A 14,362-nucleotide genomic window follows, 5' to 3' on the forward strand; every position below is an offset into this window, starting at 1 on the left:
AGCAGATAGCGCCAACGCAAAAACCGCGCCCGGGCGGATCACGAATGATTCGCCCGGGACGCGGTTCTTTGATGCATTGATGCCGGAAGCTAGGCTCCGATCGCGGACTTCATCTCGTCCACGGCCTTCTTACCGGCTTCCTCGGTGGAGAGCCTGTTGAACAGGACTTCCGAGGAGTAGCGCTTGATGATTTCCTGAATGGCACCTGCACCCTTGGGCGGTGCGGCCGGAGCTTCACCGAGCTCGGGCTGGATCTCACTGATGAAGTTGACCACCTTGGTGTCCGCCGTCGCCAGTTTGGGAGCGATTGCATCGCGGACGTCCGAGTTGGGGTAAACGCCGCGGTCAGCCAGCAGAATTTCGCCGGCCTTGACGTTGTTCGTCAGGAAGTCGATGAACTTGGCCGTCTCTTCAGGGTGCTTGGTCCTGGAGGATGCTGACCAGAACTGGGAAGCCTTGTACCAAAGCTTCGTATCAGTGGCCTTGCCCGTCTTGGAGGGGAAACGAAGGATCTGCAGTTCGCCGCCCGCAGCTTTCTCGAGCGCCGGCAACTGGTTGGACCACCAGAACGCCATGCCGTTCTTGCCGGTTGCCAGGCCACTCTGATCCAGTGGAGCAGCCTCGGCCTCAACAATTTCCGATGCCGACGGAACAGCCTTTTTCTCGCTGAGTTCCTTCAGGAAGTCCCAGTAGCCTGCGACGTCCGAGGGCTCGAAACCAAGCTTGCCGTCCTGGGTATAGAGTGACTTGCCGTTCTGACGCAGCCACACACCCAGGGACGCCTCATCGGTACCGTATGCAGCAGCCCCGTAGGTTCCCTTGGGAGAGTTGGCCGTGACCTCCGCGGCAATGCGCTCGAAGTCTTCCCACGTCCAGGTCTTGTCGTCCGGAAGAGCGACGCCCGCAGCCTTGAAAACAGCCGGGTTCGCGAGGATGGTGGCAGCGTTGATGCCTGCTGCAATACCAGTGAGTCCCTTGGAACCCTTGCCAGCATTCAGCGCGGCTTCGTCCAGCTTGGACGTGTCGATCTTGTACTTGGACAGATCCAGGAGCGCTCCACGAGTGGAGTACTCGGTGATGTACTTTTCGTCCATCTGGATGATATCCGGAGCGTCATTGGCAGCAACTTGGGTGGCCAGCTTGTCCCAGTAGCCACTCCAGTCGCCATACTCGGCCTTGATCTTGATGTTGGGATTCTCGGCTTCAAAAGCCGCGATGGCTTGCTGCGTCAATTGCGCCCGCTTGTCGCCGCCCCACCAGGAAAAGCGGAGTTCCACCTTGCCGTCGGCACTCTTTTGTTCTGCTCCACTGCCACATGCGCTGAGCGCCAGAACGGCAGCAGCTGTGGCAGCGATGATTGCGGAGGCGCGAAGCCGCCGCTTGGACCGCTTGGCCTTGGGTTCCGATGCGTGGGCTTTGGAAGAACCTGCGGAAGCACCTGCAGGGGCGATTCCTTCACCCTTTGGAAATACCGGCACTGTTGTCTCCGATCCTCTTTGATCTTGATACGAATGAGAAAGCGTTTTCTTGCGTGGGTTTTATGCTACAAGTCACAATCTTGTATGACAAGATCCCAGCTTGTATTACTTGTCGGGCGGAAGCCCTGGACTTCCACTCAGTACGTCGACGTCCTATTTGATGCCGGTGGTTGCGATGCCTTTGATGAGGAACCGCTGGCCGAACAGGAAGACAAGGAACACAGGGAACAGGGACACGATGGACATCGCGAAGAGCGATCCCCAACTGGTGGCGGACTGCGAATCAACGAAAGCGCGAAGCGCTACGGGGACCGTAAACATGTCCGGATCAGTGAGGTAGATAAGTGCACCGAAGAAGTCGTTCCACGTCCAGATGAAAGTGAAGATCGTGGTGGTGGCGAGGGCCGGAACCATCAAAGGCAGAATGACACGGAGGAAAATCCTCGGGTGGCCGGCGCCGTCAATGCGGGCAGCCTCATCCAATTCCTTCGGAATGCCACGGATGAACTGGACCATGAGGAACACAAAGAACGCGTCCGTGGCCAGGAGCTTTGGCACGATGAGCGGCCAGAAAGTGTTCACCCAACCGATCTGCGAAAACAGGATGTACTGCGGCACGATCACAACATGGAATGGCAGCATGATGGTCAGCAGCATGATTCCGAAGAACAGCTTTTTGCCGCTGAACTGCAGCCGGGCGAAGGCATAGGCGGCCATGGAGCACGAGATCAGGTTTCCGAGGATCGAGCCGAGTACGACGATGGCGGAGTTGATCATGTAATGCCCGAAGGGGTGCGTCAGCGCAGACCAACCATCGGTGTAGTTGCTCATTTCCAGGTTGTTCAGCCAAAGGCCGGGTTCGCGGAAGATGAGGTCATTGGGCCGCAGCGAGGAAACAACCATCCACAGCAGCGGGTAGATCATGATCCCGCCAACGAGGATCAAGATGGCGTGCTTGATGAGTCCCTTGATGCGGGCGTTCCGGCTGAAAGCCAGGCTTCCTGGCGATTCACGGCGGCGCGGGCTTTTGCTGGTCTTGCTGCTTTGGCCCTCAGCGGCGGCGGGGAGGGTCTGGATTTTAGTCATCGTAGAACACCCAATACTTTGAAGCGATGAAGTTGATGGCAGTGAAGGCGCCGATAATGACCAGCAGGAACCAGGCCATCGCGGAGGCGTAGCCCATATCGAACTGACCGAAGCCCTTCTGGTACAGGTACAGCGTGAAGAACATGGTGGAGTCGGACGGTCCGCCGTTGCCGCCAGAGACGATAAACGCCTGCGTGAATGACTGGAACGAACCAATGATTTGCAGCACCAGGTTGAAGAAGATGATGGGGCTCAGCATCGGCAGCGTGATCCGCCAGAACTTCTGCAAGGTGGTGGCGCCGTCAACTTCAGCGGCCTCGTAGTACATGTTCGGGATCTGGCGCAGGCCCGCCAGGAAGATGATCATGGGGCTGCCGAACGTCCAGACGTGCAGCAGGATGATGGAGCCGAGCGCCGTGTTGGGATCCGAGATCCAGCCAGGCCCCTGGATGCCGATCATGGCGAGGACCTGGTTCACAAGGCCGGTGGTGCCGAAGATCTGTTTCCAAAGAATCGCAACAGCCACAGATCCGCCCAGCAACGACGGCAAGTAGAAGATGGAGCGGTAGAACGGAAGGCCACGAAGCCCTTTGTCCAGGACCAGCGCGATCACCAGGGCCACAGCCAGTTGGAGCGGCACGCCTACCAGCACATATGTGAAGGTGACGCGCAGGGAATTATGCAGGCGGGCATCGCCGAACATGCGGACGAAGTTGTCGATTCCCACCCATTGCGGTGGTTGCAGAAGGTTGTAGTCCGTGAAGGACAGGTACAACGACATCAGCATCGGACCCACGGTGATGACCACGAGGCCGATCAGCCACGGAAGCAGGAAAACATAGGCGGCCTTGTTGTCGCGCCCGTTCGCTTTCTTCTCCTCCTTGGTCATGGGCCCCTTGCGGCGGGACATCGTGGAGAGTTCGCCGATGGCGCTCATCGCTTCCCTCCTGCCTGACCGCGAACGCCTTTCGGCGTCCCCGTGTGTTCATAAGCGGCCATGTGGTCTCCTTTGGTCATCGTGGCCATCCACGGAGTACGAGTGTGGTTGATGCTTGCCTTCCGGGACGCCGCCGTTCTCCTGGCGGTACCCCTTGACACACCGGGATACAGGTCCTGGTAATCAGCGGCTCCGTACCAAAGTAAACGCTTTCTTGACCCATGTACAGCCTTTTGCTAATTTTTGAGAAAGCGTTTTCTGACGAAGCCGCCCAGACCCGTTTACACGCGACCCGTTTACACACACCAAGAAGTCCGGCGTGCGCTTTCGCGCATCATCCGCACCGAAAAGGCAGGACACCATTGTTCCCCAAGCACGGCGACTGCCATGACCACTGCTGACATGGCCGCAGCGCCCACCCGCCCCAGCGCTCTTGAGCGCTACGAGGATTGGCCCGCTTACGTTGCCCGGCATCCCTTCGCGGCAGCCTCTCCAAGTGCCCAGCAGCTTGCCGACACACTCGGAGTTCCAGCTATTGGCCCGGCTCCCGAATACAGCGTGGACTCGGAAACCGAACACGACGGCGTCATCACCTCCCGCCTGTCGTGGCAGCTTGGATTCGGGCCAAGAACCTCGGCTTGGTTCGTGCGGCCGGCTGGCTCCATAGGCCCGCTGCCCGGGATACTGGCTCTTCACTGCCATGGTGGGATCAAATCCCATGGCGCGGAGCGGCTGGTGTTACTTCCACAAGACGAAGAGAACGACGCCGACGCCACCACGGGGAGCGGGTTCGGTCCCGTGCCGGCCCAGTTGCGGGAAAAGCTCTACGGTGGGCGGTCCTTCGCTACGTGGCTTGCCCAGCAGGGTTTCGCCGTCCTGGCGCACGACGCCTTCATGTGGGGCAGTCGCGGCTTCGGCCTGGAAACCCAGCCGTGGCGGACGGCCCAGGCCGTCAACGGCCGGCAGGCACTGTGGCGGGAGGCCGGCGTCGAACCTTCCGCGACGGATCTTTACAACGCAGCGGCGGCGGACCACGAACAGACTGTGGCGAAAGCCGCGACGCTCCTGGGCAGCAGCATCGCCGGAACGGTGGCGCATGATGATCTCGCGGCGCTTGGCATCCTGGCGTCCCTCCCTGGAGTGGATGCGGAACGCCTTGGATGCACAGGATTTTCAGGTGGAGGCGGCCGGGCCATGGTGCTCGCCGCGCTCAGTCCCCTGATCCGCAGCTATGTGGTCACGTGCATGATGACCACCTTCGCTTCACTCCTCCCCGCCTACCTCGACGCACATTCCTGGCTGCTCCACTCCCCCGGCCTGTCAAAGCTTGGGGATTGGCCGGATCTTGTGGCGCGTTCAACTGCCGGCGCTGTCCTGGTCCAGTACGCACTTGCCGACGAACTGTTTCCAGAGGCAGGAATGCGCGACGCAGATGCCCACCTTTCGCAGCTGATGCCGCCAGGGCGGTACACAGGCAGCTTTTGGCCCGAGCCCCATGTTTTTTCCACCGCCATGCAGGAAGAGGCGGCAGCTTTTCTCTCCTCCAACCTCCAGGCCAACGCAGCCCCTGGTTTCCCCACAACTGATCCCGCTAGGACAGCACTATGACTTCGCCCTCAACGGCCGCCGGCACCAACGTGGCCATTCCCAACCAACTGCCCCGGGTAGCACTCGTTGGCGTTCACGGATTCGGCGAAAGGCACCTTGACAACCTCCGTCGGCTTGGTTCTGCCGGAATGCTTGAACTAGTAGCTGTTGCCGATCCAATGCCGCCGGCCCAGGACCAGTTGCCTCCTGAGGTGGGCGTCTACAGTTCCCTGGAGGAGCTGCTGGCTGCGGGAAGAGCCCCCGACGTCGTCATCATTTCCACCCCTATCCAAACCCACGCCCCGCTGGCCCTCACAGCGCTCGGGGCAGGCGCCAACGTTTACCTCGAAAAGCCTCCCGTGGCTTCCATGGCGCAATACGAAAGCGTGCTTGCAGCGGCGGCGAGCGCCGGGCGGCTGGTTCAAGTCGGTTTCCAGAGCCTTGGTTCGCACGCCCTTCCCGCCATTGAAAAGTTTGTGGCCTCGGGGGAAATCGGCGAGGTCCGCGGCATCAGCGCCACCGGTCTATGGCTCCGGACCAAGGGCTACTTCAAACGCTCCCGCTGGGCCGGTAAGCGAAGCCTGAACGGCACGGATGTGGTGGACGGCGTGGCGACGAACGCCTTGGCACACGCTGTGGCTACTGGGCTGCGACTCGCAGGTGCAAGGACCCTTGCCGACGTCGAATTGGTCGAAACTGACCTATACCGTGCGAATGACACCGAGAGCGATGACACTTCCGTGATCAGGGTTCGCACCACGACTGGCACTGTGCTGACCTGTGCCTTGACGTTGTGCGCACCCGTGCAGTCAGCGCCATCGGTGACCATCTACGGCACACTCGGGCAGATCACGCTTTCCTACACGGAAGACAGTGTGGAGGTCACCACTCCCAGCGGGGTCCGGACTGAGACTTTCGGGCGGACGGACCTGTTGGAAAACCTCTTGTCAGCACGGACCGAACAAGATCTGCTGAGCCCCCTGAGTGGAGCCGGCGCCTACATGTCCGTGCTGGAAGCGGTACGAACCTCGGACGCACCCACGCTCATCCATCCAGACCATGTGACATGGCTGGGTGACGGCGACGACGCCCATGCCGTGGTGCAGGGCATCGAATCGTGGATCCGCCGCGCCACCCTGGGGCAAGCCACTTTCGCGGAACTCGGGGCGCCGTGGGCGGCGAGTACCGCTGCAGCAGTCAAGCCAGAACTGAAGGTCAACGGCAAAGCCGTCGCCACCCTGCAGGACGGCTCGGCCATCCGGCCAACCTCCTCTCCGCGTCCATACCTCCATCCCGTCCGAACCCTTGCCGGCACGGTCGTAAGCGACCACATCCCGGAAGACCATGTGTGGCACCTTGGAGCAGGGGTCGCAATCCAGGACGTGGATGGTATCAATTTCTGGGGTGGCCGGACCTACACCCGCGACGCCGGAGCTTACGTCTGGCGCAAGGACCACGGCCGCGTGGTCCTTGAGTCTGCCGAGCACAGGGATAGCGCCGACCTCGGAGATGGCGCCGTACACATGGATGGCGAGCGGCACGAACTGTTGAGCTGGGTGGGCCCTGACGGTACCCCTGTCCTCCGCGAACAGCGCGAGTGGCACTGGGCCGCCGTCGGGAATTCTGCCTGGCAGCTGACGCTGGACTTCACGCTCGAATCCGCCACGGGACGCCCGGTGCTGCTGGGCAGCCCAGGTTCCAACGGACGGGCGCAGGGCGGTTATGGCGGCTTCTTCTGGCGCCTGCCGAGGGTTAGCGACGCGACCATCTGGACCCCTGATTCGCGTGGTGAAGATGCCGTACATGGCAGCGTCGCGCCCTGGTTGGCTTGGTCAGGAACTTTCGACGCCGCAACGGGCAGCGGTCAGACTGCAGGCGATCCGGGTCTGGGCCATCCGGCCACGCTCGTATTCCTTGCATCGCCCCAAGCGCCGGACCCCTGGTTCGTTCGGCACTCAGGCTATCCGGGCGTGGGGCTGTCCTTGGCGTGGGAATCGCCGGTGGCCGCAGAACCCGGCCGCCCTGTGCATCGCACGGCCAGGGTGCTCATTGCCGATGGCTTCCTTGCCACTCAAGACATTGAACAGCTCATTTCAACCCAGGGGGACCCAGCATGACCGCTCCGACTCAATTAACGCCGGCTCCGACTGCCGTCACTGCGCCCGGCAACGTCGCCGACCGCAGAGTAAAGCGCCAGCGGGTGCTGGACATCCTGGACCGCTCGGGTCGCGACTCGCTGCTGCTCACCAGCAACACGGCGCTCACCTGGTATCTGGACGGCAGCCGGGTCCACATCAGTCTGGCCGGGGATCCCATTGCCGCCCTCCTGGTGGATCGAACCGGGGATCACCTGGTGACGTTCAACAACGAAGCCGGCCGCATTGAGGCAGAGGAGCTTCCGGAGGGCGTCAACCTGCACAGTATTCCGTGGCACGGCCAATTGCATGCCTCTGCGGCAGGGCTGGCCGACGATGGAAACCCGCTGATGGAAGCCGCCGTCACACAGGAACTTCGGGCAGCACGACAACAACTCCTGCCCGCGGAGACAGCCCGTTATGCCCAATTGTCCGCAGATGCAGCCAGCGCGATGACGGACGTCCTCACGGCAGCAACGCCCGGGACAACGGAGTTCGAGCTGGTCTCAGACCTTGCTGCCCGGATTGTGGCAGTTGGCGCCGAGCCGCTTGTCCTGCTGTGCAACGGCGCTGCCCGGAGCGCGTTCCGCCACCCGCTGGCAACGCATGCTCCCATCGGCCGCAGGGCCATGGCCGTGATTTGTGCCCGGCGTCATGGCTTGGTGGCCAACGTGACCCGTTGGGTAGCGTTCGACGCCGGTACCCCACAGGAGCTCGACGCCGAGGCCCGCATCGCGGCAGTTGAGGCCGACATTTTCCAAGCCACTGTGCCGGGTGCCAAGCTCAACGAGGTCTTTGCCGAGATCCAGGACGCCTATGTGCGCCACGGTTTTGGTCCCGAGCAGTGGACGCTGCACCACCAGGGTGGTCCTGCAGGCTATGCGGGCCGTGATCCGCGGGTCACCGCGGACGTAGCCGACAGGATGGTCCTCAACCAGCCGTTCACGTGGAACCCCTCCGGGCCAGGCGTGAAAATCGAAGACACCGTGCTGCTCACGGATTCCGGCCTGCGCGTCCTGACCACTGACGACCGTTGGCCGACAACGGAAGTGGACGGCCGCCGTCGTCCGCTCACCCTGCGGCCCTAAGCCGCACCAAACCTCAACCAACACGAAGGGGCGGGGTCACCGTGATGGTGGCCCCGCCCCTTTCGTCCGCCCACCCATGTAAGTTAGCCGGAGTTAGCCCAGGGTTAGCACGCCGTCCACCCGGCGCGGGATGCCCAACGGGTTCGACTCGCGCAGGGCCGGGTGCAGGATGTTGTCCGGCGCGTCCTGGTAAGCCACCGGACGCTGGAAGCGGCGGACCGCGGTCGCGCCCACTGAGGTAAACAGCGATGTCGTCGCGGGGTATGGCCCTCCGTGCTGCTGCGACCAATTCACGGCAACGCCAGTGGGCCAACCATCAAACAGGACCCGGCCGACGAGCTCACTCAGCTGCTCCACGAGCGCCGAAACGTCCTCACCCGGCTGCGCATGGACAGTGCCGGTGAGGCTGCCTGGAACCTTGGCGAGGGCCTGGGACAGCTCTTCGTCATTGGCGTACTCAATGAGGAGCGTGGTGGGCCCGAAGCACTCTTCCAGCAACTCATCAGGACGCTCCAGCACGTTGGCGGCGCTCGTGGAGAACACCACCGGCGCGGCGCCGTCGGCCAGGCTGTCCTGATCCACAGTGCCACTCACCACCGCAACACCCGGCTGCTCGGCAACGCTGCGAAGGCCGTAAGGGTAGGCCTCCGCAATCCGCTCAGTCAGCATGGCCGCCGTCGGCTTATCCTTGCTTGCCTCGGCCACCTGGGCAGCGAAATCGGTGCCAGCGGGGATAAAGACGAGCCCGGGCTTAGTGCAGAACTGCCCCGCTCCCTGGGTGAAGGAACCAGCCAGTCCTGCAGCAAGTTCCTGGCCGCGGTCAGCCAAGGCAGCATCAGTGATGACCACCGGGTTGAGGCTGCCGAGTTCGCCATAGAAGGGGATCGGCTCGGGGCGGGACGTTGCGAGGTCGAACAGAGCGCGGCCGCCGGGGATCGAACCGGTGAAGCCCACGGCCTTGATGGCGGGATCCTGCACCAATGCGGTACCGGCCTCGCGTCCGCTCACCAGGGCGAAGATTCCCTGCGGAGCGCCGGCATTGGCCAGGGCTTCGGTCACGATCTCGGCAGTCCGTTCGGACAGGCGGAGGTGGCCGGAATGTGCTTTGACGATCACCGGGCAACCGACAGCCAGCGCCGATGCGGTGTCGCCACCGGCCACCGAGAAGGCGAACGGGAAGTTCGACGCCGAGAACACGGCCACCGGTCCAATTGGACGCAGGATGCGGCGCAGGTCAGGCTTGGGCGGGGTGGCGGCAGGATCCGCGTGGTCGATGACGGCCTCCAAGTACGAGCCCTCGGTGATGACCCTCGCGAACAGCCGGAGTTGGCCGCTGGTCCGGGCTACCTCTCCGGTGAGCCGAACCGTACCAAGGCTGGTTTCGGAGTCAGCTATGGACACCAGTTCCGTCACGTTGGCGTCCAGGGCGTCGGCGACGGCGGTCAGCCAGGCCGCGCGCTCGGCGTCGGACGCGGCGGCGGTCACCTTGAAGGCTGCGGCGGCAGCGGCCGTCACCGCGGTCAAATCAAGAGTTGCTGTACTCAATGTGGTTTCCTTTACTCTCATTTTTGGAGCTCTCACGGTCGGCCAGCTCCGCGGCAAACTCGAAGCCAAGGCCTGGACGGCCTACGGTGCTGAGCCTGCTGTTGCGGATTCGGATGGGAGACGGCTCAGCGAGGATGCCGAGCTGCTCAAAGGAAGCGTCTTCCACGTCCTCCACGCTCACGGCCTCCCCCAGGGTGAGCGCCAACTGCCCGGAGAGCTCCGGAAGCAGGTGCGGAGCCACCCTGATGCTGTTGGCGCGGGCCAACTCAACGATCCTGCGGAATGGCGTAATGCCGCCCACGCGGACAATGTTGGGTTGGATGATATCCACGGCTTCGGCTTCGATGAAGTCGCGGAAACGGTAGATGGTGTGGACGTTCTCGCCCAGCGCGATGGGCACTGGAGAGTGTTTACGCAGGCGCCGGTAAGCCCAGAGATCGTCAGCGCGGATTGGTTCTTCCAGCCATTCCAGTCCGTACTCCCCCAAAACATCCAAAGCACGGAAGGTGTGGGCCAGGTCCCAGCGTTGGTTGGCGTCAATCATGAGCAGACGGTCCGGGCCGATGACCTGCCGCACTGCGGCAACCCGTTCAGCATCCTCGCGTAGCTCAGGCTTTCCCACCTTGATCTTCACAGCCTTATGACCAGCGGCAACCCAACGCTGTGCCTGCTCCACGAGTTGTTCCAAGGAGTAGTGCAGGTTCACGCCCGAGCCATAGACCTCCACCGATTCCTGGCGTTGACCCAGAAGTGCAGTGACGGAGGTGTCGGACTGACGTGCCTTGAGGTCCCACAGCGCGAGGTCCACGCCGGCCATGGCGATAGTGGTCAGGCCTCCCCCGCCTGCCTCGTGCAGGCGCTTCCAGAGCTGGTCCCACACGGTTTCCGGATTAGGCTCCAGCCCAAGGATGAAGGGAGCAATGTCGTGGTCCAGGAGGGCTTTGACTGCCTGGGGACCAATAGTAGGTGTCCACGAGAAGCCGTGGCCCACGCCGCCGTCGTCGGTGGTCAGCTCGGTGACGATCACATGGTTCTCGGGCGCTTCAGCACCCCAACTGCGCAGCAGTGGAACGGTGATCAACCGCGTGGTGAGCCCCGTAATGCGCGCTGTCATCAGCTGACGGCCAGCTCGTGGCCCTTGGCCAGGATCGATTTGAGCTCCAACAGTTGTTCGTCTGTGGGGTCCACCAGCGGCGGGCGGACAGGGCCCACCGGCAAACCGGCCAAGCGCAGGCCAGCCTTGACGAGCGAAACGCCGAAGCCGGGCGTCTGGTCCCGAAGCCTCACGAGGGGAGCATAGAAGCCCTCAAGCAGTGCGTTTCGGCGGTCTTCGTCACCAGAGACGTAGGCGTCGTAGTAGGCTTTGGCGATCTCCGGAGCCATGGCAAAGGCGGCCGAGGAGTAGAGCGGGATCCCCAGGCCACGGTAAGCGCCCTGGGTCAGCTCGGCCGTGAGGAGCCCGTTGAAGAGTGCGAAGTCGGTTCGGCCGCTGGCGTTGATGGCGGATACGATTTCCTGCGCCAGGCCGACGTCCCCGATCCCATCTTTGAAGCCCATGATTTTGGGGTTCGCAGTAAGGCGGGTCATGGCTGCGGCAGTGAACTTCGCCGTTCCCCGGTGATACACGATCACTGGCAGGCTACTGGCCGCGGCGATGGCCTCGACGTAAGCAACGACGCCGTCTGTTGGCCCTGTTACGAGGTACGGCGGGAGAACCAGCAACGCGTCAGCGCCTGCCTCCTCGGCAACCTTGGCGGCAGCAAGGGCGTGGCCCAGCGGGCCGCCGGCGCCTGCGACTACCGGGACAGCTCCGGCAACAGCTTCGACGGCGGCAGTCACCACGGTCCGGATCTCCTCCAGGGAGAGGGCATGGAATTCACCCGTGCCGCAGGCGGGGAACACACCTCCGGGTCCGAAAGGAAGGCGTGAAGTGATGTGCTCCTTCAGGAGGTCCACGTCCACCGAGCCGTCTTCGGCAAAGGGTGTGACGGGGAAAAACAGTACGCCGTCGAAGTTCATGGTGTCTCCTTGGTTGCTCCCGCCGGGACCAGGCCGGCAGGATTCTCGTCGTCGAGTAGTGCTTGGTCTGATGCTGCTGAATCTGCGCCTTCGTAGGGCGGCGTAAGTTCGGTACGCCAGCTGCGCTTGGGCTCCCAGCCAAGTAGCTCACGCGCTTTCCTTACCGAGAACGCCGGACTGGTGCCGGTCAAATGTTCGGTGAGCGGGGCGCTGCCGGGCAGGAAACGCGGGAACAGCTCCGCGAGCGGGGAAGTGGCCAAGGCATCCTTGGCTCCGACGAAGAACACCTGGCCGTTGGGGATGGTGTCCATCTTTTCCAACAGGACGTCCAGGAATTCCGCTACGTCCCGGGCGTCAACGTAGTTGAACAGCGCGGGGGCGGACAGGGCCGGATCGGCAAGGCGTTCGCGGACGGTGTGTCCCTGCTGTGTGGGCGCGCCTTGCCACTCTTCCGGGGAGATGACAAAGCAGGGCCGGAATGCCGCATACCGGATTTTGTTGCCTTGCGCCGCGGCAAACATCTGCACTGTTTGTTCGGCGATCAGCTTGGAAAATGCGTAGGCATTCCAGGGCTTGGGCGGCGTCTGCTCGTCCAAGGGGAACGACGGCGGCAACCAACCGGCGGGTGAGCCGTAGCCCAGGGCGGTGGGGCTGCTTGCCGTAATAATCTTCGGAATACCGGCGTCAGTGGCTGCACTGATCACCGCATAGGCGAGCCGGGTATTGGTACTGAAGATGACTTCCTCAGGCGCGCTGAAAGGTACGGCGATAGCAGCGAGGTGGATGACGGCGTCGGGGTTTGTTTCCCGGAAAAGCCGCTCCGCTTCTCCCGGGGCCATAAGGTCTGCCGTGTACTGCACGGCACCGGCCGGCAGCTGCTCGGCCGGGATGGCATCGCGATCAACCGAGACCACCTCGTGGCCGGCCTGGGCGAGTCCGGTCACGACGCTGCGGCCAAGGCGGCCGGAACCGCCGGTGACGAAAATCCTGCTCATGGTGTTGTCCTTGTGTAAGTGGCGGGCCGCTAGGCCTGGCCGCGGCTGAGATCGACGCCGAGGCCAAGCTCGCTGATGCGGACAGGGAGTTCGGTGTCCAGGGACTGGTTGCCGGCGATGCCGACTGAGACGGAACGGAGGCCATCGATGTACCCCGACGGTCGGCCCAGGGGGTCTACGCCCGGTCCGTTGAAGAGGTCCGAGAGCAGCAGGTTGTCGCCGCCTCCGTGGCCTCCCTCACCGTTGACGATCGGGACTTCGTAGGCTGCCTCCCAGTGACGCTGGACCACCAGGCGCTCACCGTTGCGCCGAACGGCGTCTTCTTCCTCGATAGCTGTTGCGCTGGGGTCCACCACGGTCTTCTTGTCCGTGCTGAACTGAACCGCTGCGCGCTCAACCACCTCGAGTTCGGCCCGGCCTTCCGTACCGTTGACGCTAACCCGGTAGCCTTCCCACGGGCTGTGGGCGTTCAGCGAGTAACTGAGCGTGGGGCCGCCCTGGTAATCCACCACGAGGGCCAGGTTGTCCTCGATGGTGATGCCTTCAGTGAAGACGTCCTGGTCCCGCAGGTAGCCGTCGAACTTTTCATTGTCGTAGTACAGGGCTTTCAGGCGTTCGTCCTCGCGCATGTCCAGGCGGAACGGATCACGCGCCAGGCCATCAACTGTGCCGCGTTCGGGGCGGGCACCAAGACCGCGCTCGGCAGCATTCTTGTCGCCGTAGAAGCGGAGCCCACCGGAGGCGAAAACGCGCTCGGGGACATCATTGATCCACCAGTTGACGAGGTCGAAGTGGTGCGAGGCCTTGTGGATGAGCAGGCCACCGGAGTTCTTCTTCTCACGGTGCCAGCGGCGGAAATAATCCGCGCCGTGCACCGTGTCCAGCACCCACGCGAAGTCGATGGATGTGACCTTGCCGATCACGCCGTCCTGGATGATCTCCTTCAGCGCGGTGTTGCGCGGCGAGTAACGGTAGTTGAACGTGACAACGACGTTTCGTCCGGTTTCCGCGACGGCAGTGGTAATGCGGCGGCAGCCCTCAACGTCAATGGTCAGGGGCTTTTCAACCACGACGTCGGCACCCGCCTCGAGTGCCTCGACGATGTAGTCCGCGTGGGTGTAGTCCGGCGTCGTGACGATGACGCGTTCGATGCCGTTGGCCTGGATAAACTCGGTCAGCTTGGCTGGCTCGAAGTATGCCACCGGCTCTGTTCCGCCCAGTTCCTTGATGAGTTCCTGGTAAAACTCCACGCGGCCCTGGTTCACGTCCGACAACGCGACGAGCTCAGCTACGTCAGCGTGCTGTCCATAGATCGCGCGAATGTACATTTCAGAACGGCCGCCGGTGCCGATAAGGGCCATGCGGGTCCGATGACGATCAGCGTTTCCGGTGGCGGATGCGGATGTGTCTGCCCCGGGTGAATGGGTCTCGGCGGTGTCGACGTTGACCATGGAAATGCCCCTTTCAAAAGGCAGAGTGAACCGCTTGACGG

The 14,362-nt window shown here is 62.8% G+C and carries 11 protein-coding genes; 3 read left to right on the forward strand and 8 right to left on the reverse strand.

Going from position 1 to position 14,362, the window contains the following annotated elements; translation table 11 throughout:
- Positions 1 to 89 precede the first annotated feature (89 nt).
- From VUN82_20590 to VUN82_20600, 3 genes are all read right to left on the reverse strand, one after another.
- Positions 90 to 1,478 carry an extracellular solute-binding protein gene (locus VUN82_20590; protein XAS71456.1) on the reverse strand — a complete coding sequence of 463 codons (1,389 nt, stop codon included), beginning with the start codon at positions 1,476 to 1,478 and terminating at the stop codon, positions 90 to 92.
- A gap of 153 nt (positions 1,479 to 1,631) precedes the next feature.
- Positions 1,632 to 2,564 (reverse strand): carbohydrate ABC transporter permease, encoded by a 933-nt coding sequence (locus VUN82_20595; GenBank protein XAS71457.1) that lies wholly within the window; start codon positions 2,562 to 2,564, stop codon positions 1,632 to 1,634.
- The gene (locus VUN82_20600; GenBank protein XAS71458.1) at positions 2,557 to 3,501 is read right to left on the reverse strand and encodes a sugar ABC transporter permease; all 945 of its coding nucleotides are present in this window, start codon (positions 3,499 to 3,501) and stop codon (positions 2,557 to 2,559) included. Before VUN82_20600 ends, VUN82_20595 begins: the two co-directional genes overlap by 8 nt.
- Positions 3,502 to 3,888: 387 nt before the next feature.
- Between VUN82_20600 and VUN82_20605 the strand changes: the two genes are divergently transcribed.
- The 3 genes from VUN82_20605 to VUN82_20615 are packed head-to-tail and all read left to right on the forward strand — an operon-like array spanning position 3,889 to position 8,311.
- A complete protein-coding gene (locus VUN82_20605; protein ID XAS71459.1) occupies positions 3,889 to 5,109 on the forward strand; it encodes an acetylxylan esterase in 1,221 nt (406 codons plus the stop codon).
- On the forward strand, positions 5,106 to 7,205 hold the full coding sequence (locus VUN82_20610; GenBank protein XAS71460.1) for a DUF6807 family protein: 2,100 nt from the start codon (positions 5,106 to 5,108) through the stop codon (positions 7,203 to 7,205). Before VUN82_20605 ends, VUN82_20610 begins: the two co-directional genes overlap by 4 nt.
- Positions 7,202 to 8,311: a M24 family metallopeptidase gene (locus VUN82_20615; GenBank protein XAS71461.1), complete on the forward strand. Its 1,110-nt coding sequence runs from the start codon at positions 7,202 to 7,204 to the stop codon at positions 8,309 to 8,311. The genes VUN82_20610 and VUN82_20615 overlap by 4 nt, the downstream gene beginning before the upstream one ends.
- Positions 8,312 to 8,404: 93 nt before the next feature.
- Here VUN82_20615 and VUN82_20620 read toward each other — a convergent pair whose 3' ends face one another.
- Genes VUN82_20620 through VUN82_20640 form a run of 5 tightly spaced genes read right to left on the reverse strand, consistent with a single transcriptional unit; the run spans position 8,405 to position 14,321 of the window.
- Positions 8,405 to 9,856, reverse strand: a complete 1,452-nt coding sequence (locus tag VUN82_20620) for an aldehyde dehydrogenase (NADP(+)) (protein XAS71462.1) — start codon at positions 9,854 to 9,856, stop codon at positions 8,405 to 8,407.
- Positions 9,837 to 10,970 (reverse strand): mandelate racemase/muconate lactonizing enzyme family protein, encoded by a 1,134-nt coding sequence (locus VUN82_20625; GenBank protein ID XAS71463.1) that lies wholly within the window; start codon positions 10,968 to 10,970, stop codon positions 9,837 to 9,839. The genes VUN82_20620 and VUN82_20625 overlap by 20 nt, the downstream gene beginning before the upstream one ends.
- Complete coding sequence (locus tag VUN82_20630) at positions 10,970 to 11,875, reverse strand: 5-dehydro-4-deoxyglucarate dehydratase (GenBank protein ID XAS71464.1); 906 nt, start codon at positions 11,873 to 11,875, stop codon at positions 10,970 to 10,972. Before VUN82_20630 ends, VUN82_20625 begins: the two co-directional genes overlap by 1 nt.
- On the reverse strand, positions 11,872 to 12,870 hold the full coding sequence (locus VUN82_20635) for an NAD(P)-dependent oxidoreductase (GenBank protein XAS71465.1): 999 nt from the start codon (positions 12,868 to 12,870) through the stop codon (positions 11,872 to 11,874). The genes VUN82_20630 and VUN82_20635 overlap by 4 nt, the downstream gene beginning before the upstream one ends.
- 29 nt (positions 12,871 to 12,899) lie before the next feature.
- On the reverse strand, positions 12,900 to 14,321 hold the full coding sequence (locus tag VUN82_20640; GenBank protein XAS71466.1) for a Gfo/Idh/MocA family oxidoreductase: 1,422 nt from the start codon (positions 14,319 to 14,321) through the stop codon (positions 12,900 to 12,902).
- Positions 14,322 to 14,362: the final 41 nt, after the last annotated feature.

The organism is Micrococcaceae bacterium Sec5.1 (genome assembly GCA_039636795.1).
Classification (GTDB): Bacteria; Actinomycetota; Actinomycetes; order Actinomycetales; family Micrococcaceae; genus Arthrobacter.